This is a genomic window from Acidihalobacter prosperus, assembly GCF_000754095.2.
Classification (GTDB): Bacteria; Pseudomonadota; Gammaproteobacteria; order DSM-5130; family Acidihalobacteraceae; genus Acidihalobacter; species Acidihalobacter prosperus.
In genome coordinates this window covers 287,238-310,040 of sequence record NZ_JQSG02000001.1, presented here as the reverse complement: position 1 = coordinate 310,040, position 22,803 = coordinate 287,238, and the positions used below count along the sequence as shown (strand labels likewise).

Here is a 22,803-nt window from a genome sequence, read left to right as displayed (position 1 = left end):
CGGCAAACCGCGTATGCACTTACGGTGAATATCCCATCGCCTTGCTCTCAGGGCTCAGTCTTCTCAAAAGACGGGGACAGCGGCAATTCCCGACCCGCGAGGCAACTTCGATCCTACCGACATACTCCAGAAACGATGTGCCGGCACCATCTCGCCGAACACACTAACGTGGCCTTTGCCCCCTCTTCCAGTGCGCCCAGGCGGTTGGACAGCAAGTGGATTTAATTATTTTTTAAATATAAAACAATATATTTTTATTCTTATTTTCTGTCGTAATTGACATCGCCATCCCACTTCGCCTAAAAATCCGCAATCGCCGGCTCGGCGAGAAAAACGATCACAAAGCACCACCCCAAGACACGCGGTTCATAAGCCCGGACCCAATGGGCGGCTCGACACGAATAAGTTTGTAGATACAACCAACTGTCTTGGCGCCTTGCGGTGACCATGACGGGCATCCACCACCTGGAGGAAACAAGAGCGTGAATACGTTCATAACGAAAAAGGCACTACCCCTGTCCTTGCTGGCCGCTGCAGGCCTGGCAATGACGCCCGCGGCGCACGCGATGAGCTTCAAGGCATCCGGGCAGATCGATCGCGCCCTGACCTATGCCAACAACGGCAAGCAATCCGATGTCGCCAGTGTCGACAACAACGGCTCCAATTCCCGCTTCCGCTTTACCGGATCGCAGGAAATGAGCAACGACATCAAGGTCGGCTTCCACTATGAGATCGGTCTGACCCAGCTGCCGTCCTCATCCTGGGACATCGGACAGAATTCCAACGGCAGCGTCCAGCTCGATACCCGCATCGTGGATGCCTACCTGCAGGGCGATTTCGGCAAGCTGAGCTTCGGCAAGGGCAACGGCGCCGCCTACTATGCGAACACCATGGACCTCTCCGGCACCGACTACATCGGCGGTGGCGTGTGGTACGAGCTGTACAGTGCCGGCATTACTTTCGTCGACAGTAACGGCAATACCATCACCACCATCGGCAAGGTCATGAGCCCCTTCAACGCCATCGGTCGTCAGAACCGCGTGCGTTACGATTCGCCCTCGTTTGGCGGACTGGTGATCTCGGCCAGCTATGACAACGGGGCCGCCACCGAACTCGCCGCCCGCTACAAGGCCAGCCTCGGCGGCGGCGCCAAATTCATCGCCGGCGCGAGCTGGGTGAATACCGGCAACCAGAACATCACGCTCAACCCCGGCACCGGCGTCGCGACCAGCGGCTCGACGGATTACACCCGCCTCAAGATCTACAACGGATCGGCCTCGCTGCTGCTGGCCAATGGGCTGAACTTCACGGTATCCGTCGCGCATCAGCAGACCAACAAGGTCACGAATCAGGGCACCTACGCACAGAAGGGGTACGACGCGACCAACTATTTCGGGCAGGTCGGGTATATCGTGGGTCAGAATCACTTCGCGGTGAACTATGGCCAAACCAAGGACATGATGTACAAGGGCATCAAGGGCTCGCAGATCGGTGCCGCCTATGTTTACAACTGGACCAACGCGATCCAGCTCTATGCGTCCTACCACAATTACAAGCTCAATCTTCCCGGTTACGTGAAGACGGGCATGGGCGTGGGCAACGCCCAGGACATCAATCAGCTGTTCATCGGTACCCGTATCAAGTTCATGTAAGCTTGTGCGGCAATGCGTTCATGCGGTGTCGCCGGCAGGCGGCACCGCCCACTGGGGGAAGCCATGAAACCGATTCTGTCGGGGACCGCCGCAGCGATGGGTCTGACACTCGTTCTGTCGGGCTGCGGCCCGCTCCGCCCGGCGCACATCGACAACATGCCCGGCAGCGATCGCATGGCACCGGGCCCAGGCGTGATGGACCGTCACTCGCCCTATGCCACATCGGATGGCTTGATGCTTTATTCCGACAATCCAAGGCAGCCTTCCGTATTCGGGAGCAAACGGGCACCCACAACATCCGAGGCACCTAACACACCCGAAAGCAGCCAACCCAACGGCGCCGCACGGGCGAAGACGCCCGATACCGGCCTGCCAGCGTCCGACCACAACGAACAGGAAACCTTCAAGGCCTTCGAGGCCTATCAGCGTTTCATGCGGTTGCCGAAGGATTCGAAGGCCTACCGTGACTTCAAGGCCTGGCTGCAATGGCGGCGTTACGAAGCCTGGAAGAACGCCCACGACGCCTCGCCGAAACAACCTTGAGACCGGTCGCCGCAAACCCTCATGGAGATGCCTCTTCGCGAGCGAAGGCTGCCGGCCTGCATCCGCATCGCTGATTCATCCATGATTACGCGCAAGCCAGGCGCCGCTTCGACGCACACGGTCGAGCAGCCAGGCCGCCAGATCGTCCGGCATCATCAAGACATCGGCAAAGACACTTGCCCGGGCCGCGGAGGCGGTCGGCCAGGAAATGGGCGCAAGGGAGAGATTCGGGCGCAGGGTACGCTCGATTTGGCGGAGGATTCCGCCGGAAGAACAGGCCTCAGGCGGCCTCGGACTGATCGAATCCTTCGGTGTTCTCGTGCGGATCGTCGGTCAGCGGCACGACCTCGAGGCCGTTGCTTTCCACGAACCAGACGATGTATTCGTAAACACCGGGTTGCCGGGTCGCAAGGATGTCAAAATCGACATGGATGCAATGACCGTATTCCTCGTGATACATCGGGCTCAGATGCGGAGCATACTCGAGCACCTTCGTATCGTGATGAAACACGCCACCGCTCTCCGCGACGCGCTCGGACCAGTTTGACGGTCTGAACTTGCGCCCTTTGATATACCCGGAGATGATGCAGGGTCCCTTATAACTCAGTTTCATGGCGATCACTCGCAGTTGTTCTTAAAAGCCGGCCGATCCGTCAAGGCGCCGGCATAGCCTTGATGCTTTCCCGAAGTTGAAGTGTGAAGGTCTGGCAGATGCCATCGGCAGCCTGATCGCCCGGCGAAGCGGATTGCGACCAAGACGTGCATATGATAACGCCTGTGTCGGGAATTGCACCCGCTGATTCACACTACGATGTATACAGCCGACGAACGGGCGCCGGCATGGTCCGGTCGGTGAATCCGTCCACGCCGCTTCCGCGCCGAACTCGATTCGCATCCTTCTTGAGGTGACACGCAAGATGGGCGCGAAGGGTTGCATCCAAGACCCTCGCGGGCGCGCAGCGGCATCAGGAACCCTCCTCATGCGCATCGGGCACCTCGCCCGCCAGCACGACACGATCGCGCCCTGCCGCCTTGGCCGCGTACAGCGCCGCATCAGCCGCGACAAGCATGGCCTGCGGCGCGTCGTCACCGGCAATGTCGGCAACGCCTGCGCTCAGCGTGCACGTAAAGACCTGGCTGTCGTGGTGGAACTGCAGAGCGGCGAAACGCCGTCTGACGTCGTCGATCGCCAGACGGGCCTCGTCCGCCCTGCTCGCCGGCATGATGACCAGAAATTCTTCGCCGCCATAGCGGCCGATCCGGTCGGACTGCCGCAACCGCTGCTTGAGCAGATGGGCCAGCGCACGAATGACCCGGTCGCCTTGCGCATGTCCGTAGGTGTCGTTGACACGCTTGAAATGGTCGATATCGATCATCGCGACCGACAGGCTGTCGCGCTTCCGGCGAGCGCGGGTCAGTTCCGCGTTCAGCGCGTCCTTGATCGGACCATGCTTGTAAAGCCCGGTAAGACTGTCGAGATACATCAACTCGGCCAGCTGCCGGAAACGGTATGCGCGGACGCTGACCACTGCCACCAATTGGGCATCGGAAATCGGCTTGACGAGGAAATCGTCGGCGCCGCGGCTCAATGCTTCTATCTGGCGCGCGTGATCGGTTTCGGCGGAAAGGTAGACGATCGGCAACCCGACCCATTCGTCGTAATAACGGATGATCGTGGCCAGATCGGGGCCCGCATATCCCGACAGATCGACGTCGAGCAGGATGAGTTCCGGGCGAAAGCCGGCCACGCGCTCCACGATCTCGGTGGGTTCGCTCAGCACTTCAGCGCGCATGCCTGCCGCCGCCAGCACGAGGCGATAGTGCTCGGCCAGGGCCAGATCGTCGTCCACGATCAGAACGCGATAGGCCTGATCGCCGCGCTCACGCAACATGGCGTCGATACGCGAAGCCAGTTCGGAGGCATCGACCGGGTGCTGCAGCACTGCGTCCGCCCCCATCCAGGCGGCGCTCAAGCACGTTTCGAAGTTCATCGTCCCGGTCAGAACGACCAGCACGCCCGAAAACCGCGCGAGCCATCTGGATTCGTCGCCGAAGCCGTCGAGCTCCGCATCCACGATCAGCGCATCCGGCAGGTTGTCGGCGTCGGCGTCGGCGTCGGCGTCGGCGGGAGAATCCAGACGCTTCACACGATAATCGAACTGCTGCAGCGCATTGCCGAGATCCTCTCGCAAGACGGGATCGGGACTGAGTATCCACACGGATCTTCGCTGGCCCGTAGCGGCCTCGGGAGATCGCGCGGCCTGCGACCGCATGGCCGCCGATGACGATGCCGGCTGTTCTGCCGTAATGTCGGCCATGGCGTCGATCGCGGCCGCAAATTCCGTCAGGGTTTCCATCGGGACCACCGTCTGGGTATCGGCCTCCAGCCAGGCTTTCACGCGCGTTTCCAGGCGTCGCGCCGCGTCGCTGAGTTGCGGCAAGCCGAAAGTACCGCCGGAGCCGCTCAGACGGTGCAGACGGTCGCGCAGGCTGGCCAACGCGACCCGATCCAACGCCTCGGGCACCAGGGCACGGGCCTGTGTGCTCAGGGCATTCAGCTCGTCGTCCAGCGTTTGGCGATAGGCCTGCTTCAGGCGCGCCAGTTCGCGCTCGATCGCTTCCCGGTCGATCTGACTCATCCGCCGCCGCGCTCCGCCCAGAGCGCGCGGACTTGGTCGCTGAGCGTCATCGGATCGAAAGGCTTGGGTATCACGCCAACCGCTCCTATGGATTCGTATTCCTTGACTTCGTGCTGCTGAATTCTGGCGGTCATGAAAATCACCGGAGTCATAGACAAGGCCGGCAGCTCACGAAGTCTGGCCAGTGTCGTGGGACCGTCCATGCCGGGCATCATGACATCCAGCAAAACGATATCCGGCGAGAAACCCTCCGCAATGCGTAAGGCATCCTCTCCCGAGCTGCAAATCTCGACGCTGAAACCGCCAACCATTTCGAGAGCCACTCGCGCAACCGCCTGGATATCCGGCTCATCCTCCACATAAAGCACGCGTTGCAACGCTTTCATCTTGCCATCCCTTTTCAAGTCGGGTTTTGGTCGGAAGCATCGCGAGACGACGAAAGTCGTCGCAATGCTGCAATCATTTGTGCCGTGTCCACTGGTTTTTCGAACCAGCCTGCCAGCACGATATCGCCCCACGATCCCACTTGCTCGGCATCCAGTTGCGACATCACATATATGGGTATGCGTGCGCCGGCCTCGTCGCGAGCGGCGGCGCTCAATTTGTCAAGCGTCTCGCTGCCGCTCATGTCCGGCAGCATCAGATCCAACATGATGGCGGCATAATGACGCACGGCCAGCCGCTCGATCGCCTCATCGCCGCGAAAACACAGGTCGGCCGCATAACCTGCATCGCGCAACGCCATTCCCACACGCACTGCGGTTTCCGAATCGTCCTCGACCACCAGAACCCAGTCCAGATCGGACTCGTCGCCATCATGTTCGGGGACAAATCGTGCACCTTGGCGTTCACCGACCTCGCGCACTTCCGGCACGATCGGCAAATCGATGTAAAAGCAGGCGCCCCTGTCCCCGCCAGACTCATAGCCGACCCGCCCCCCCATGCGCTCGGCCATTTCCTTGGTGATCGCAAGACCCAACCCCGTCCCGCCTTTCGGTCGCGCACTCGAACCGTCCGCCTGGGCGAATTTCTGGAACAGGCGCTCCTGGAATTTCAAAGGCACGCCTGGCCCCTGATCGCGCACCTCGACACGCCAATGCGTATCGTCAAACCTTCGAACGACAATATGGACATCGCCGCCGGGCGGTGAGAACTTGGATGCATTGGAGAGAAAATTCGCCAAAATCTGCTGGAATCGCTGCGCATCGACGCAAACCCAGGCATCCTGGATTTGGCCTGAGAGGATCAGTTCAACCTCATGCTGCTGGGCATAGTTCTGATTGGATTCGACAGCGGCGTTGACGAGCGACCACAGCCTGTGCACACGCATATCGAAATGCATCTTACCCGCCGCGATTTTCTCCATATCGAGCAGATCGTTGATCAACAAGGTCAGTCGGGTACTGTTATTGTGCGCAATCTCGATCAGCGAGCGCGCCTTATCAGGCGACTGTATCAACGCGTCGCTGGCCAACAGGCCCAGAGCCCCGCTGATCGATGTCAATGGCGTGCGCAGCTCGTGGCTGACCGTGGCAACGAATTCGTTCTTGAGTCGCTCGGCATTGCGCCGCTCGGTAATATCGCGCACCACAGCGACAAACCTGACCCGGCCGTTCTCGTGAATTTCAGATAGCGACAGCTCCATCGGAAAACGCGTATCGTCGCGACGTATGCCTTCGATCTCGCGGTGCAGCGCCATCGGCATGCCGGTCATGCGATAAGCCTGCAGCTCGTCGGCAAAAGTCACACCGTCGCCCGGGGAGAACAGATCGGGCACATCCCTGTCGAGCACTTCGTTCACGACATAGCCGAATATGCTTTCTGCAGCGTGGTTGAACGACTGAATTCGACCGGTATCGTTGATTGTCAATATCCCGTCTACGACATTGTCAATGATCGCTTGTACGAAACGTTCGCGCTCGACCGATTTTTGCTCCGCCAGCACCCGCGCGCTGATGTCCTGCACGATGGACCAGACGCGTTTTTCGCCGTGAGCGCCTTCGATCAAGGTGCTGCCGAGCAACGCTGGAATACGCCGGCCATCCTGGCGGACAAACTCCACTTGACCGGGACCGTAAACGCCGCGCTCACGCAGCGCCGCCATCTGATCGTCTCGACCATCATTGTTTTCGAAATACGTGACATCACCGATTCCCAATACAGTCAGCTGTTCTTCCTCGTATCCCAGCATGCGGCAAAGCTCTGGGTTGGCCTCGACAAAACGACCGTCCTCAAAACGATGCAGCGCGATACCCACCGGCGAGAAACGGTACAGGGCAGCCAATTTGCGCTCACTGGTCTGCATGGCTTCCTCAGCCAGTTTGCGGGAAGTGAAATCCTCGATTTGCGACACGAAATGCACCGGTTTTCCAGTACTGTCCCGTACCAGCGACACGCTCAATGAAGCCCATATGACACGGCCATTCCGATGCAGATAGCGCTTGTCCATCTGATAGCTGGCGATGTCGCCGCGTAGCAACTGATCGACGTAGGCGAGATCGGTATCGAGGTCCTCCGGATGGGTGATATGCTGAAAATCCGTCAGCAAAAGCTCCTCGCGTGTGTAGCCGAGTATCTCGCAGAGTTTGTCGTTAACCTCCAGCCATTGTCCCTGGAGCGAAACCAAGGCCATGCCCAGCGGCGCGGTGGCAAACGCGCCGCTGAAACGTTTCTGGCTGAGCTTGAGTTCCTCGGCAATCGCGCGGCGCTCGGTCACATCCCAGACGAAACCGTCGATCCATTGCAGGCGGCCAGAGTCATTCAGCACGCCACGGGCTTTTTCCGATACCCAAAGGTAATGCCCGTCGGCATGTCGCAGCCGATAATTGAATTCATACGATTCGCCCCGACGCAGTTTCTCCAGCGCCCTTGCCGTCTCATCGCAATCGTCCGGATGAATAAAATACCGCCATCCCGAACCGCCTGGCCGCAAGAAACGCTCCGCCGGAAAACCCAGCAATTGCTCGATCTCTTCGCTGATATAGCGCACCTGTCGAGCATCGTCGCCTTCCGTTCGATAGACCACACCCGGCAGGTTGGCGACCATGCCGCGAAAACGCTGTTCGCTCGCCTGCAGCGCTCTGCTCGCTTCCATGAATTCCGTGATGTCGGTAGCGATACCCAGAAAACCGTTAAGTTGGCCACGTTCGTCGCGGATGGCTGTCACGGTCAGCCTGACCTGCCGATGGTTACCGTTCTTGTGCACGTAGGTCCATTGGCGCGTCTCGGCCGCGCCTTCCCTCGCCTCCGCCACGAACACCTCGAACCCCTGAATCTCGCGGTCATGCTCGCGGCTGAGCGCTTCGCCGCGCGCGCGCACTTCGGATTCGAGGTGGAATGCGGCCGGCGTACGCAGGCCGACCATTTCATCGGCGCGATAACCCAACAGGCGTTCGGCGCCAGAATTGAACAGCGTGATCTGGCCATCGGTATCCGTGGCGATCACCGAAACACCGGTGGACGAATCGATCACCGCCTGCAGGAATGCGCGCGCCTTGCGAATTTCCGCGGCCTGCTCGCGACTGGCCGTGATGTCGGTGTAGATGCCGTACATCATCTGCGGGCGGCCGGGCTTGAGCCAGCTGACCACACGCCCGCGCGTATGCATCCAGAGCCAGCGCCCATCTTTGTGACGCATGCGGTATTCGGCATCGTAAAACGGCGTCTGCCCCTGAAAATGCGCATCCAGCAACTGTTCCGCCTGCGCACGGTCATCCGGATGAATCAGGGTTTTCCATGTCTGCGTACTGGTCGGCATCAATTCCTCGAGCCGGTAACCCAGCATTTGCGCCCAACGTTCGTTGAACACCGTCCGCCCGGTCGCAACATTCCATTCCCATGTGCCGGCGTCGGTGCCTTCGATGATGCTTGAAAGTCGCTGACGCTCGCGTTCGAGCGCATCTCTTGCGGTCTTGCGTGCGGTGACGTCGGTGATCACGCCATGCCAGAGTACGCCACCGTCGGGCAGTTTTTGGGGGGTTGCGCGCCCCTCCACCCAGAGCGTCCCACGCTGCGGATGATCGACCCGGTATTCCGCCTGCCAAGTCGTCAGATCATTGGCCGAACTTTCGATCGAGGCGATGATCTCCGGCACGTCAGCCTCGTGCAACACGGCAAACACCGGCGACGCATCTTCACGCACGTCATCGGGTCTGACGCCGTAAATGTCGGCGATGCCTTCGCTGGCATAAGGAAAACAGCTGGTGCCGTCCGCTCGCTGCAGGTATTGGTAAACCACACCGGGCACATGTTCCGACAGTTTTTGCAGACGCCCCAGCAAATCGTCGCGCACGGCCTGCTCGCGCTGAAGTGCGAGTATCGAGCCCAGCCAGCGCGAAAACAGACGCAGGAAATCCCGATCGGCCTCGTCGAAACCGTCTGCCTTCGTCTCGTGCGAAGAAAAACTCAGGGCGCCGAAAATCTGTCCTTCCACCCATACCGGGATGCCAATATAGGATTCCATGCGAAAGGTGGCATGGCACGCGTGATCCGCATAGGAAGACGCCGACATGTGTGCGATCGCCAGCACATCGCTACCGCCGACGACCAGACTGCAGTAGGTGTCGCCAAGCGGGAAATGCTGTCCCTCATGCAACTCGCCGCCGGGCGACACCTGTGCCCACACCTCGAAGTCGTCGTCGACGATACGACTGATGATGCCGTAGCTCATGCCCAGGTAAACGGCACCCAGCTCCAGCGCATGCGACAGTTGGCTGCGCACGTCATCGGAGGGATGGGCGGCTATTTCGTTGAGCGTGCGCAGCGCGCGCTGCTGCCGCCCCAACCGGTCCTGCACCTGTTTAAGTTGCGACAGACCCTGCGCGACGCCGAGCTGACCGACGCTTCGCCCCTCGGTATCGAGGATGGGCGTGATGGAAAGCAAAACCGGCACCTCATGTCCGTCGGCATGCCGGTACTGCGCCTCCACCAGCACCTCGCTATTGTCATGCGCCTGGTCCACGGCATTCAGCCACACACCAAAGCAGCCGTAATCCGCCAGATTGGCTGCGGCGCGCCGATCCTCGGGCAACAGAAGATCGGTGGCGATCCGGCCGATGACATCCCGAGCGCGGTAGCCCAACATCGCTTCGGCGGCCGCATTGAAGCGACTGATCCGCCCATCCGGCGTACAGGCAATGATGGCCGCGCCGGCGCTCGACAACAGCGCCTCCTGGAAGGCTGCTTGCTCGGCGTAATGTCTGAGCGTCACGCGCAGCGCCAACATCCTACTGACCTGGCGTCCCAAACGCTCCAGGATGCCGCGTTGCCGCTCTGTCAGCCTTTTCGGCTCCCGGTCAATGACGCACAGAGTGCCTAGATTGAATCCATCGCTGGTGGTCAGCACCATGCCCGCGTAGAAGCGTATATCGGGCGCACCGACAACCAAGGGATTGAAGCGAAAACGAGGATCCTCCAGGGCGTTCGGCACCTCGAAGATCGAATCGCCCAGAATGGCGTGCGCGCAAAAAGCCAAATCCCTCGGCGTCTCGCTCGCGTCGAGGCCCAATCGACTCTTGAACCACTGGCGATGTTCGTCGACCAGCGAAATCAGTGCGATAGGTGTCTCGCACACCTCGGACGCGAGGGCTGCAATTTCGTCGAGATCGCTTTCCGGCGGCGTATCCAGCACGGCGTAGCGGCGCAGCGCCTCAAGTCGATCGGCCTCGTTCGTCGGCATGGGGGCTGGCATCGCGCCGGAAGGCGCATACCCTTCCCGCTCCCGTTCGTCGCTCATGCATTCACTCCGAAATCGCTCACAGAGCCGCGCCGGACGCGGCATGCACCATGACGGCCTGATATTCGTAGGCTTTGCCGTCTTCGTTCATGAACGGTGTCAGCGAGACATCCACCCACAAGGGCGTCCCGTCCGCGCGTTTGATCGCCAGTCTACCGTGCCAGATATCGCCACGCGCCACCGCTTCCCCGATGCTCCGGTAAAATGCGTCCTCCTGCAGGCTCGATGTCAGCATGCGGTAATGCTTACCGAGCAAATACCGATCTTCGTATCCGGTGGCGGCAAGCAAACGCTCGTTGACGCAGCGAATCAGGCCGTGCGCATCGAAGCGTGCCAGCATGAATTGCGTATCCAGCGCCTGCTGCACCCGCTCGCGCTCGTACATGAGCGTTTCGATCCGGCGCCCGAGTTCGGCATTGAGCCGCGCTCGCCGCGCGCGGGCCCTGACAGCGGCGACCAGGTGCGCAGGGCGGATCGGTTTCACCAGAAAATCGTCGCCACCCAAATTGAGCGCAAGCAGCTGTTTGCTGATATCCGTTTCCGCGGACAGGAACAGTATCGGCAGGTGAACGAAATCCTCCTGCTCGCGCAATACGGCGGCCAGCTCGGGACCGGTCGCTTCCGGCATATAGACGTCGAGCACCACCACATCCGGCTGGAAACTGCGCAAGGCCGCCATCAGCTGCAGCGGATCGCTCAGCGGATGCACGGTCATGCCGGCCTGCTGCAGGTGCAGCGCCATGACCTGCAGAAGCTGGGCGTCGTCGTCCACCAGCAGCACGCGATAGGGCTGGGCCGGCACACGCACGGTCAAGTCATCCAGCAGCCTTGCCAGCCGCGCCGTATCGGCCGGCTTGACGATATATCGGCTGGCGCCGGCGCGGAAGGCGGCGAGACGCGACTCAAGATCGTCGCGCACGGAAAGGAATATCACCGCCGGCGGCTGCGCGATATCGGAACGCAGCAGGGAAATGGCCTTGGCGCCGGCCTCATCGCCCTGTGGGAAGATCATGTCCATGATCACCGCACTCGGCCACTCGTCGCGGTCGCAGGCGCGCATGAACGCGTCGAGTTCCGCGAACGCGCGCACACGATAACCTTCGGCCTCCAGCGCCGCTGCCAGCGGCACGGATTGCGTCGTGTCGTCTTCCACGATGTAGATCAGCGGTGGTCCCGCCCCATTGGTCCGGCGGCCAACCTTCAGCGGCTCGCTTTCACCGGACATCGCATCGTCCAATCCCTGGTCAAAGCGATCGAACGCAGCGGAAAAAGATGCCAGCGCCTGGGTGTCGCCGCGCGCGCGGTATTCTTCAAGGCGCTGACCGAATTCAATGGCCAGGACGCTCAACTGCGTGAATCCAAAGGTGCCGGCAGCGCCTGCCAGATCGTGCAGAAGACGCGAAAGCGATTCCATTTCGCCGGTCGGCCAGCGGCCGCTCTCCGCTGTGGCCTTCAATTGAATCGACTCGTTTCTGATCGCCTGCAATCGCGTCGGCAAGTGATTGGTGAAGCGCTGCTGCAACGATTCGAGCGCATCATTGAAGGTATTTTTCATCACCGGATTCCCGTCATGATGGTGATTGTCGCAAAGGGCCGCGCGCTGGCTGCGGCGCCTTCATTTGCCGCCCGCGGACGGCTGAAGTACCGGCATGCCATGGGCCAGACACCAACGGTCAAGCCAGTTTTCGGCCGGTTCCGGGCGGCCGAACAGGTAGCCCTGCATCACCGCGCAATGGTGACCGGTCAGAAAATCCGCCTGCTCGCGCGTTTCCACGCCTTCGGCCACCACCCCGAGCCGCAGATGGCTCGCCATCGCAAGCATCGCCTCGACCAGCGTCCCTTCATTGGCACGTCGCGGCGCATCCTGCACGAACTGACGATCGATCTTGATTTCGTGTATCGGCAAACGACGCAAATAGGCCAGACTCGAATACCCGGTACCGAAGTCGTCGATCGAAAAACGCACGCCCATATCCGCCAGCTCCGACATCTTGCGCGCGATTTCCGAGAAATTTTCGATCAGGAGATTTTCCGTCACCTCGATCACCAGATCGTGCGGATCGGCATGCGCCGACGCAAGAATGTCTCGCACCTGTACGACGAAATCGGCCTGATGGAATTGGCGCGGACTGATATTGACGGCAATCCGCAATGGACACCCCCTGACCCGAAGGCGGGCGAGCATGCGACAGACCTGCCGCAGTACCCATTGACCCAACGGCACGATCAAGCCCGATTCCTCCGCAATGGGAATGAAATGCGACGGGGGAACGGGGCCTTGCAAGGTGTGCTGCCATCGCATCAACGCCTCGGCACCCACCACCCGCCCTGCAGCGTCGACCTGTTGCTGCAGATAGACCTCGAAGCCGCCTTCTTCCAGGGTCTGGCGCATGTCATGTTCCAAGGCATAGCGCTGCGTCAGCGTGGCCTGCATCGCAGGCTCGAACAGGCAGGCTTCGTTTCGCCCGAGATCCTTGGCCCGGTACATGGCAATATCAGCCTCGCGCATCAAATCCCCAACGGATTCGAAACCCTTGGGGAACAAGGTGATCCCAATGCTCGCGCCCACCCGATGGGACTGCCCTTCTATCCGCAGCGGCTGATCCAGGCAGCGCCTGAGTTTCTCGGCGATCGCGCGGGCATCCTGCTCCGCCTGCCCCGGTTTCGTCCCGAGGTCGGGCAGCAGCACAACGAATTCGTCGCCGCCAAGACGCGCCACCGTATCCTCCGCGCGCAAGGTTTCGACCAGCCGTTGCGCCACTTCCTGCAGCAACGCATCGCCATGGCCATGGCCATGGATATCATTGATACGCTTGAACCGATCGAGGTCGACGAACAATAGCGCACCAAGCCGCCGTTCTCGTCGAAGCATGGCCAGCGTCACGCCGAGGCGATCAAGCATCAGCGAACGATTGGGCAATCCGGTGAGGGCATCGAAAAAGGCCAGGCGATGCAATTCGCGCTCGGCCAGCTGATGACTGCTCACATCGCGCACCACGTTCAGGCAGTGTCGAATATGACCGTCCAGATCACGTAGCGGAATGACCGTCGTCTCTTCGATCGTTTCTCGCCCGTCGTCGCCGTGCCGACTCAGCTCCCCCGACCATGCCTGACCTCGCGCCCGGCATTCGGCCAGCTGGGTGCTGATTTCAGGCTCCTCGCGTCCGGGCTGCAAGCTGACCGGATCGAGCCCCATCAGATCGTCCGGCGAATACCCGCGCTGCCGGGCAAAGGCTTCGTTGACGTACTCGATGACACCGGACAGACCGGTCACGAACACGCCATCGGGATGACGCTCGATCATCTGGCTCAGACGATGGCGGCTCTGACGCTCTTGCGCGATTGCTAGCGCGAGCGTGGCGATACGCGCCATCCGTTTCAGCAATCCCCGCGCCTGCCGGCAGACGACCCGGTCGCGCACGAAGGTCATCCAGCCCAACAAACGGTGATTCGAGGTGCCAAGCGGTATGCGTATGCGTTCAGAGCACGATTTTTCGGGCGCTTGCCCGGCTATCAGTCGCGCATCGAGCGCAGGCGCCAGCCAGCTCGACAACGCAACCATACGCGCCAGTACGGTGTCGGCACCGATATTGCCGGCCAGCCAGCTCATCCCTTCATCGGCCAAAACCGTCACATCCAACGGCCATCGAGCGTGCTCTGCACCGCGCACCAGGACCAGCCAGTGGCGCGAATCGCCGAATCGCAGCTGACTGAATGCGAAGTGCGCACGCTGGCGACCGGCATCGGGACGATTCAGCCAAAGCGACAGGCAGAACGGCGCGCCGGATGACAGACCGAGTTGCAGTGCGACTTCAGCTTCGGCTCCGGCGGCCTCGCGAGGAGGGCGAGCTTGGCGTACCAGCGGCGCATCCAGCACGCGCAACTCGCGATCGCCGCTCAAACGGACATAGGCAGGGTTGACCCAGACCACGACGCCCTCCTCGCTGACGAGAAGAAGCGCCTCGGCCAGATCGCGTAGGACCGCCCCTGCCCAGACGGGCACCAAGCCCGCAGGAGGACCGACGTTGGCACCGCTATTTCGCATCGTGACGTATGGATCGTTTCCCGAACTGACGTAGCCCGTTGAAATTCTCGGAACACGGATCCCGTTCGGCCTTGGCCGATCGTGCTCTAGCTGAGTGTAGGTCAATCGGAACCGCGCGACCGGACGACCGCGAAGGTGAAGCCGTCGCGCGCGGCGTGGCGGCTGTCCGGGCAGCCCGGACCGGCCTCTCGCAAGGCGATGGCCTGCAGCGCGGGCAGAATCATGACCCACCATGGACCACCCGCGCTCAGGCCGCCGTTTCGGCCGCCAGTGCGGCCGAAACCAGTCRCGCAAGCCTTTGCTCCGCATCCCTCAGTCGCGCATCGTTCGATACAACGTCCTTCAAGTGCCGGCGCCCGCCGAACAGGCCCACGATTTCCTCATGCACCCGCAATAGCGGATGATCGTCGTCCATCCCGCGGGATATCAGGTATTGCACCAGCGGGCAGCAGTGGGTCGTGTCGAGACTGCCGACCAGGCTGCCCTCGCGTACGATCAGGTCCATCAGCGTACGCTGACGCAGATGCGCGGCATACGCCCCGAGCAGGCTTCCCGTTTGCCCGGAAGAAGCAAGCGCATTCCGCCCCGGCTCCAGCCAGTCCGACAGGGCCGCAGCCGACATGGGGCGCGCCAGCGCATAGCCCTGTACCGCATCCACCCCCAGCGCGATCATCGCGTCGAGCATGGCCGGCGTTTCGACGCCCTCGACGATCAGCTGAACGCCCAGCCCCTGCGCCAGCGACTGCAATGCCATCACGAACAGCAAATTGTCTGGCCCCTGCGCGAGATCGCGGACAAAGGCCTGATCGAGCTTGATGCGGTCGATCGGCAGTTCCTTGAGGCGCAGCAGAGACGAATAGGCCGAACCCACGTCGTCAAGCGCGATGCGCGCACCGGCTTCGCGCAGGGCGCGCATCAGTTTGAGTGCGCTGTCGGTGGCCAGAAACTCGCCGCTCTCGAGGATTTCCAGCGTGATGCGCTGCGGCGCGATGCCGCTGCCCTCCACGAGTTCGCGAAAACAATCGACGCAACCGATATCGAGGATAAAGTCCGCATCCACGTTGAAGGACAGGCCCAGATGGATGCCTCGTGCATCGAGACGCTGCAGCAGATCGAGTCCCTGACGCAGCATTTCTCGACTGAGATCGCGACGCGCATGAGCGCCCATCCCACCCAGAAATTCTGCGGGGGCCAGTATTCGCCCATCAGCCAGACGCAATCTGGCCAAGGCCTCGACGGCGACAACGCCGCCGCCTTGAAGATCGACAACGGGTTGATAAAAGGCCTCGGGGCGGGCGGAAAGCGGCCAGGGCGGCGGTGGCTCGCAAGCCAGCCCGGGTGGCGACCAGTAGCGCCAGTTGCACACACGCCCCGACTTCACATCCTTGACTTCGTACATGGCCTGATCGGCATGACGAATCAAGCCGTCCGGCGGACTTTCGTCGAAGGGAAACACCGTGGCGCCAAGGCTGGCGTTCAGTACGAACTCGGCGCCGTCGGACAAGCGCCAGGGCTGCCGCAAAGCCGATTCGATCTCGGCGAAGACATGCTCGACTTCGTCGAGGCTGGCGAACGATTCGAGCAGCAGCGCGAATTCGTCGCCGCTCAACCTTGCCACCACACCCTCGTCACGCAGACAGGCCTTCAGGCGCTCAGCCAACATGCGGAGCAGTTCGTCGCCGATCGCGCGCCCATAGCGGTCGTTGATCGGCTTGAAGTCGTCCAGATCCAGCACACCCACGCACAACAGCGTGCCTGCGCGCCGACTTCTTTCGCAGGCGGCCGCCAGATGCGTCGCCAACGCCTCGCGGTTGGGCAGCCCGGTCAGCGCATCGCGCTGGATCTGCCCGCGCAATTCGAGCAGCAGCTGTGCGAGTGTCGCCAGTGCCTCGAAGATCGTCATCCCGGCATTGTCGAAATAGCGGGTGCGATCCGCATGCACCACCAAGCACCCCTTGGTCGCGGTGTTGCGCAGACCAAAGGGGAAAACGCCAATCGAGCGGATATGAGGATGCTTGCGGCTCCATGCGGGCGCATCCTCGGCAGTCGGATCGAACGCCAGCGGTCGTTGCGCCACGAGCGCATCGATCATCGGGTCTCCCGCTGCCAGTTCGATGCGCTGCGGCACGATGGCCGCCTCCCCGGCCTGATAGGCGGGCGCCAGCATCGGCCCTTCCTTGTCGCCGAGACAGAACCAGGCCGCACGCAGGTGATCGGATGCCGCCACCACGCGATCGCAAATGGAACTCAGGACATCCTGCGGCGCGCTCGCCCGATCGAGCGACAGCGTCGCCTCAAGCACTGCCCGCGCGATCGCGTCGCTTTCCCGCAGGTCCGCACGGCGAGTCTGCTCGTAGCCCTCGAGCTGCAGGCTCATGTCGTAGAGCACGTACTTGATCAGAGCCATGTCGAGCCGACGGCGCTCGTCGCCGGCCAGTCCCAGCTGCTGCAGACGCTCGCGCAGGTAATCGATATACAGTCGATAGGCGCCGACCAGCCAGGTCGACATCACCCCGGCCCGATAATGGATCGTGCCCAATGCGGTCTGCTCGGCCCGGTTCGCTTCGTCGGGCCGCCGCCGCAGCATGCGGCGGAAATTGTCGACCAGCAGGTGCGACAGTTCGGCCAGACGTTCAACACCGATCTCTCCGAGCAATCGACCGGTATCGGGGTGTGCGCGGAGATAGTCGTAAAAACCGGTGGATAACACGTCCGCATCGGCGACCAGCGCATCGGCGTGGTCCATCACGCAGGTCACGTCCGACTCGCCGATACCCAGAAAGCGGGCAAGTTCGAAACCGGTCACGGGCTACACCTCCCTGTGCATCGAGCCCCCCGGCCCTGGCGGCACTGCGGGTATCCCGTCAACCGCCTCGGGTGCACGACATGTGGTATGTATCGCCGGCGCCCAAAATCAGTGTAGCATCGCCTCTCCCGCGCGCCAGCATCCGCTGGACGCCCGCCGCGCGCGTTGCCAGAATCGGATCATGAGCCTGTCCGCATTCCATCCCGCGGTAGCCCGCTGGTTCGGCGGGCAGTTCGACGCGCCCTCGCCGGCGCAGGCGCTCGCCTGGCCCGCGATCCGCTCCGGCCGGCCAACCCTGATCGCGGCGCCGACGGGCTCCGGCAAGACCCTCGCCGCCTTCCTCGCCGCCAGCGACGCGCTGGTCCGCGCCGGGCTGGAGGCGCCGCTGCCGGACGAGACGCGCGTGCTCTACGTCTCGCCGCTCAAGGCGCTGTCGAACGACGTCCACAAGAACCTCGAACTGCCGCTCAACGGCATCCGCGACGCGCTGCTCGAAAGCGGCGTGCACGACGTGCCCATCCGCGCCGCGGTGCGCAGCGGCGACACGCCGCCGGGCGAGCGCGAGGCGATGAAGCGGCGCCCGCCGCACATCCTGGTGACCACCCCCGAATCGCTCTATCTGCTGCTCACCTCGAGCTCGGGGCGGCGCATGCTCGCCACCGTGGAGAGCGTGATCGTCGACGAAATCCACGCCCTGGCCGGCAACAAGCGCGGCGCCCACCTCACCCTCTCGCTGGAACGGCTGGCCGCGCTGACCCCGCAGCCGCCGGTGCGCATCGGCCTGTCGGCGACGCAGAAGCCCATCGAGGACATGGCGCGCTACCTCACCGGCGGCGACGGCGACTGCCTGATCGTCGACACCGGCCACGTGCGCGCCCGCGATCTCGCGCTGGAACTGCCCGGCTCGCCGCTCGAGGCGGTCATGGCCAACGAGGTCTGGACCGAGATCTACGATCGCCTCACCGCCCTGATCGAGGATCACCGCACCACGCTCATCTTCGTCAACACGCGCCGCCTGGCCGAGCGCGCCGCCGCGGCACTCAGCGAGCGTCTCGGCGAGGCCGCCGTCACCGCGCACCACGGCAGCCTCGCGCGCGAGCACCGGCTGGACGCGGAGCAGCGCCTCAAGCGCGGCGAACTGCGCGCGCTGGTGGCCACCGCCTCGCTGGAGCTCGGCATCGACATCGGCGACGTGGACCTCGTCTGCCAGCTCGGCTCGCCGCACGCCATCGCCACCCTGCTGCAGCGCGTCGGCCGTTCCGGGCACCGCCTCGGCGCCCTGCCCAAGGGGCGGCTGTTTCCGCTCTCGCGCGACGATCTGGTCGAGTGCGCCGCCCTCCTGCGCGCGGTCGCCCGCGACGAACTCGACCGCATCCCGGTGCCCGCGCACCCGCTGGACGTGCTCGCGCAGCAGATCGTCGCCGAGGTCGCGGCGCGCGACTGGGAGGAGGACGCGCTCTACCGCGCCTGCGTCCGCGCGTGGCCCTACCGAGACCTCGCCCGCGCGGACTTCGACGCCGTGGTGCGCATGCTCGCCGAGGGCTTCCACACCCGCCGCGGCCGGCGCGGCGCCTATCTGCACCGCGATGCGGTCCACGGCATGCTGCGCGCGCGGCGCGGCGCGCGCCTCGTCGCCCTGACCAACGGCGGCGCCATCCCCGACCAGTTCGACTATCAGGTCATCCTGCAGCCCGAGGGCCTGTTCATCGGCACGGTGAACGAGGACTTCGCCTTCGAAAGCCTGTCCGGCGACGTCTTCCAGCTCGGCAATACCGCCTACCGCATGCTCAAGATCGAGCAGGGGCGCGTGTTCGTGGAAGACGCCCACGGCCAGCCGCCGAACATCCCCTTCTGGTTCGGCGAGGCGCCCGGGCGCAGCGACGAGCTGTCGCAGGCCGTGTCCGCCCTGCGCGCGGATTTCGACGCCCTGCTCGCGCAGGGCACCGACGCCGCGCTGCGGGAAGCCGCCGGCCCGCTCGGCCTGCCCCCAGCCGCAGCCGAGCAACTGGTCGCCTACCTCGCCGCCGGCCGCGCCGCGCTCGGCCTGCTGCCCACCCAGTCGCAGGTGGTGTTCGAGCGCTTCTTCGACGAGCTCGGCGACCAGCATCTCGTGATCCACTCGCCCTACGGCTCGCGCCTCAACCGCGCCTGGGGCCTCGCCCTGCGCAAGCGCTTCTGCCGCCGCTTCAACTTCGAGCTGCAGGCCGCCGCCGGCGAGGACAGCATCGTGCTCTCGCTCGGCCCGACGCACAGCTTCCCGCTCGACGAGCCCGCCCGCTATCTCAAGGCCGCCACCGCCGAGGACGTGCTCGTCCAGGCGCTGCTCACCGCACCCATGTTCGGCACGCGCTGGCGCTGGGTGGCCAACACCGCGCTGGCCGTGCCGCGCAACCACGCCGGACGACGCCGGCCGCCGCAGTTCCAGCGCGGCGACGCCGAGGATCTGATCGCGGTGGTCTTTCCCGACCAGCTCGCCTGCGCCGAGAACCTCGCCGGCGAGCGCGCGGTGCCCGAGCATCCGCTGGTCGCGCAGACGCTTTACGACTGCCTGCACGAACTGATGGATATCGACGGACTGCGCCGGCTGCTCGCCGACATCGAGGCCGGCACGGTCGAGGTCGTGCCGCGCGAAACCACCACGCCCTCGCCGCTGGCGCTGGAAATCCTCAACGCGCGCCCCTACGCCTTCCTCGACGACGCCCCCGCCGAGGAACGGCGCGTGCTCGCCGTGCAGCAGCGCCGACACCTCGACCCGGCCGAGGCCGCCGAGATCGGGCAGCTGGACCCCGCCGCCACCGCGCGCGTCCGCGCCGAGGCCTGGCCGTCGATCCGCGACGCCGACGAGCTGCACGACGCCCTGCTGATCCTCGGCGCGCTCGCGGAAGGCGAATGCGAGCCCGCCTGGCGCCCCCATCTCGACGCCCTGATCCGTGCCCGCCGCGCCACCGTGCTTGCGGCGCCTGCCGGCCCGCTGTGGATCGCGGCCGAGCGCCTGCATGGCTGGCGCAGGGTATTGCCAGAGGCGGAACCGAACCCGCCGATCGAGCCGGCCGGCGACGAGCGTTTCGCCGACTCCGACGAGGCCCTGCGCGAACTCGTGCGCAGCCGCCTCGAAGGCCTCGGCCCGGTAACCGCCGCCGGACTCGCCGCGCCGCTCTCGCTGCCGCAACCCGGGGTCGAGGCCGCGCTCGCCGCGCTGGAAGCCGAGGGCTTCGTGCTGCGCGGGCGCTTCGACCCCGGGCTTGCCGGGGAGCAATGGTGCGAACGCGGCCTGCTCGCGCGCATCCACCGCGACACGCTCAATCGCCTGCGCCGCGAGATCGAGCCCGTGAGTCCGGCCGACTTCATGCGTTTCCTGTTCCACTGGCAGGGTCTGGACGAACCCGGCACCGGCGTGGCCGCGCTGCAGCGCAGCCTGGCCCAGCTCGAGGGTCTGAACCTGCCGGCGGCGAGCTGGGAGGCCGAGGTGCTGCCGGCGCGCATCCAGCCCTACTGGCCGGGCGAACTCGACGAACTCTGCCGCAGCGGCCATCTCGCCTGGCTGCGCCTGCAGCCCCCGGCGGGGGCGGACCGCGCCGGCCGTCGGCGCAAGCCCGCAGTCAAGACCACGCCGCTCGCCCTGCTCTCGCGCGCCGGCCTCGCCGCCTGGCAGGCCGGTGCCGCCTGGCCCGAGGACCGCCTCGCCGGCCTGTCCAGCCCGGCGCGCGCCGTGCACGCGCAGCTCGCCGCCGCAGGCGCCAGCTTCTACGAAGACCTGCTCGCCGACTGCGGACTCCTGCGCAGCCAGCTGGAGGAGGCGCTGGGCGAACTGGTCGCCGCGGGGCTCGCCACCGCCGACGGCTTCCAGGGCCTGCGCGCGCTGATCGCGCCGCGTCGCGGCCAGCGGCGGCATACGCGCCGCGCCGAAGCGGTCGCGCCGCTGGCCGCGGCGGGACGCTGGTCGCTGCTGCGCACGCGACCGCCCGCCGAGCGCGACGCCCAGGCTCATGCCGAGCACATCGCGCGCACGCTGCTGCGCCGCTACGGCGTGGTGTTTCGCAAGCTGCTGGAGCGCGAACAGGGGCTGCCTGACTGGCGCACGCTGCTCTACGTGTTCCGCCGGCTGGAGGCGCGCGGCGAGTTGCGCGGCGGGCGTTTCGTCGAGGGCTTCGCCGGCGAGCAGTACGCCCTGCCGGAGGCGGTCGCCGCGCTGCGCGAGGTGCGCCGGCGGCCGGCCGGGGCGGAATACGTCGTGCTCGCCGCGGCGGACCCGCTCAACCTCACCGGCATCGTCACGCCGGGCGAGCGCGTGCCGCCGCTGTCCGGCCATCGCCTGCTGTACCGCGACGGCGTGCCGGCGGCCGCCAGCGCCGGGCAGGACCTGAAACTGCTTGCCGCGGCCACGCCCGACGAGGCCGCGGCCTTGCGCCACCGGCTGCTCAGACGGCCGCACCCGGCGGCCTATCATCCGCCACCGCAGCGCCCCGTATAAAAACCTCAGTAACGCCCGCCGAGGGGACGACCACGGTCCCAGTCCCGGTCGAAGCGCGCGGCCAGCCGCGCCAGCGCGGGACCGTGCAGCACGAGGCCGATCTCGCGGTTGCGGTAAAGGCTGGATTCGCTGAAGTTCTGCGAACCGATGAAGGCCTCGCCGCGTCCGAGGATCAGCTTGGCGTGCAGATAGGGGCGGCGCAGCAGGCGCACCCGCGCGCCCTCCCGTTCGAGCCCCGCCAGCACCCGGAGATCGTGCCGCGATTCGCGCGCCGGCACGAGGATGCGGATGTCGCCGCGCTTGGCGCGAACCGCCCGTTCGATGGCCGCCACGTCGCCGAACTCCTCGCTCTCGATCTCAACCGGCCCCGGCTGGCGAATCACCGCCGCAAGCGCGCGGGCGCTGCCCGGCGAAGCGATCAGCGGCGGCGGCAACGGACGCCGCAGATGTCGCCCGCGCCAGTCGTCGTCGAACACCGCATCCAACGCCGCGCCGGTGCGTCGGTCGTCGCCGATCCACAGGTACTCGCGGTTCCGGCGGAACGCCGAGTAGGTGAAATTGGCGGTGCCGACGAGATAGCGCCGACCATTGTCGACCACGATGTATTTGGCATGGTCGAACACGTACCGCCCCTCGAAGCGCCGTGGCGCGTAGCGCTGGGCTACGCCCGCATCGGCGAGCTCGCGGCGCTCCCGTGCCACGAAGCGCCGCTGCGCACGGTAGGGATGTTCCTGAATGATCACGCGCACGCGCACCCCGCGGTCGCGGTCCGCGCGCAACGCCGCGAGTACGCGGCGATCGGTGATCATGTAGACGTTGAGGTCGACCGAGCGGCGGGCCGACTCGATCAGCTGGACCACCGGCTGCACGCCGGCCTGGGGTTCGATGTAGAGCATGCTCGACACGCCTGTGG

The 22,803-nt window shown here is 64.3% G+C and carries 12 protein-coding genes; 3 read left to right on the top strand and 9 right to left on the bottom strand.

All coding sequences use genetic code 11. From position 1 onward, the window contains the following. Positions 1-482: 482 nt before the first annotated feature. Together THPRO_RS01470 and THPRO_RS01465 are read left to right on the top strand one after the other, a co-directional pair. Positions 483-1,652 carry a porin gene (locus tag THPRO_RS01470; protein ID WP_145930655.1) on the top strand — a complete coding sequence of 390 codons (1,170 nt, stop codon included), beginning with the start codon at positions 483-485 and terminating at the stop codon, positions 1,650-1,652. Between the two features lie 63 nt (positions 1,653-1,715). Next, positions 1,716-2,195, top strand: coding sequence for a hypothetical protein (locus tag THPRO_RS01465; protein WP_145930654.1), 480 nt, complete (start codon positions 1,716-1,718; stop codon positions 2,193-2,195). 280 nt (positions 2,196-2,475) lie between these two features. Here the strand turns inward: THPRO_RS01465 and THPRO_RS01460 are convergent, their stop codons facing one another. From THPRO_RS01460 to THPRO_RS01430, 8 genes are all read right to left on the bottom strand, one after another. Then, positions 2,476-2,808, bottom strand: coding sequence for a DUF3579 domain-containing protein (locus THPRO_RS01460; protein WP_065089108.1), 333 nt, complete (start codon positions 2,806-2,808; stop codon positions 2,476-2,478). Between the two features lie 352 nt (positions 2,809-3,160). Further along, positions 3,161-4,834, bottom strand: coding sequence for a diguanylate cyclase (locus THPRO_RS01455; protein ID WP_065089107.1), 1,674 nt, complete (start codon positions 4,832-4,834; stop codon positions 3,161-3,163). Beyond that, positions 4,831-5,220, bottom strand: a complete 390-nt coding sequence (locus tag THPRO_RS01450) for a response regulator (RefSeq protein ID WP_038093010.1) — start codon at positions 5,218-5,220, stop codon at positions 4,831-4,833. Before THPRO_RS01450 ends, THPRO_RS01455 begins: the two co-directional genes overlap by 4 nt. Positions 5,221-5,234: 14 nt before the next feature. Further along, the gene (locus THPRO_RS01445; protein ID WP_161489913.1) at positions 5,235-10,568 is read right to left on the bottom strand and encodes a PAS domain S-box protein; all 5,334 of its coding nucleotides are present in this window, start codon (positions 10,566-10,568) and stop codon (positions 5,235-5,237) included. A gap of 19 nt (positions 10,569-10,587) precedes the next feature. Next, positions 10,588-12,123 (bottom strand): response regulator, encoded by a 1,536-nt coding sequence (locus THPRO_RS01440; RefSeq protein ID WP_052064649.1) that lies wholly within the window; start codon positions 12,121-12,123, stop codon positions 10,588-10,590. A 60-nt stretch (positions 12,124-12,183) separates the two neighbouring features. Continuing rightward, positions 12,184-14,613 (bottom strand): putative bifunctional diguanylate cyclase/phosphodiesterase, encoded by a 2,430-nt coding sequence (locus THPRO_RS01435; RefSeq protein WP_065089106.1) that lies wholly within the window; start codon positions 14,611-14,613, stop codon positions 12,184-12,186. Between the two features lie 101 nt (positions 14,614-14,714). Then, on the bottom strand, positions 14,715-14,837 hold the full coding sequence (locus THPRO_RS17375; protein ID WP_269085329.1) for a hypothetical protein: 123 nt from the start codon (positions 14,835-14,837) through the stop codon (positions 14,715-14,717). 23 nt (positions 14,838-14,860) lie between these two features. Beyond that, positions 14,861-17,419, bottom strand: coding sequence for an EAL domain-containing protein (locus THPRO_RS01430; RefSeq protein WP_065089105.1), 2,559 nt, complete (start codon positions 17,417-17,419; stop codon positions 14,861-14,863). Between the two features lie 181 nt (positions 17,420-17,600). Here THPRO_RS01430 and THPRO_RS01425 point away from each other — a divergent pair, with 181 nt between their 5' ends. Then, a complete protein-coding gene (locus tag THPRO_RS01425; RefSeq protein ID WP_065089104.1) occupies positions 17,601-21,890 on the top strand; it encodes a DEAD/DEAH box helicase in 4,290 nt (1,429 codons plus the stop codon). A 5-nt stretch (positions 21,891-21,895) separates the two neighbouring features. Here the strand turns inward: THPRO_RS01425 and THPRO_RS01420 are convergent, their stop codons facing one another. Beyond that, complete coding sequence (locus THPRO_RS01420) at positions 21,896-22,786, bottom strand: phospholipase D-like domain-containing protein (protein ID WP_038093064.1); 891 nt, start codon at positions 22,784-22,786, stop codon at positions 21,896-21,898. Positions 22,787-22,803 lie beyond the last annotated feature (17 nt).

What these genes read in the sequence shown, in the direction of transcription:
- THPRO_RS01455 (WP_065089107.1), bottom strand. Translation starts at nt 4,834, where the DNA reads ATGAGTCAGATCGACCGGGAAGCGATCGAGCGCGAACTGGCGCGCCTG.
- THPRO_RS01420 (WP_038093064.1), bottom strand. Translation starts at nt 22,786, where the DNA reads ATGCTCTACATCGAACCCCAGGCCGGCGTGCAGCCGGTGGTCCAGCTG.
- THPRO_RS01460 (WP_065089108.1), bottom strand. Translation starts at nt 2,808, where the DNA reads ATGAAACTGAGTTATAAGGGACCCTGCATCATCTCCGGGTATATCAAA.
- THPRO_RS01450 (WP_038093010.1), bottom strand. Translation starts at nt 5,220, where the DNA reads ATGAAAGCGTTGCAACGCGTGCTTTATGTGGAGGATGAGCCGGATATC.
- THPRO_RS01425 (WP_065089104.1), top strand. Translation starts at nt 17,601, where the DNA reads ATGAGCCTGTCCGCATTCCATCCCGCGGTAGCCCGCTGGTTCGGCGGG.
- THPRO_RS01435 (WP_065089106.1), bottom strand. Translation starts at nt 14,613, where the DNA reads ATGCGAAATAGCGGTGCCAACGTCGGTCCTCCTGCGGGCTTGGTGCCC.
- THPRO_RS01445 (WP_161489913.1), bottom strand. Translation starts at nt 10,568, where the DNA reads ATGAGCGACGAACGGGAGCGGGAAGGGTATGCGCCTTCCGGCGCGATG.
- THPRO_RS01440 (WP_052064649.1), bottom strand. Translation starts at nt 12,123, where the DNA reads ATGAAAAATACCTTCAATGATGCGCTCGAATCGTTGCAGCAGCGCTTC.
- THPRO_RS17375 (WP_269085329.1), bottom strand. Translation starts at nt 14,837, where the DNA reads ATGATTCTGCCCGCGCTGCAGGCCATCGCCTTGCGAGAGGCCGGTCCG.
- THPRO_RS01465 (WP_145930654.1), top strand. Translation starts at nt 1,716, where the DNA reads ATGAAACCGATTCTGTCGGGGACCGCCGCAGCGATGGGTCTGACACTC.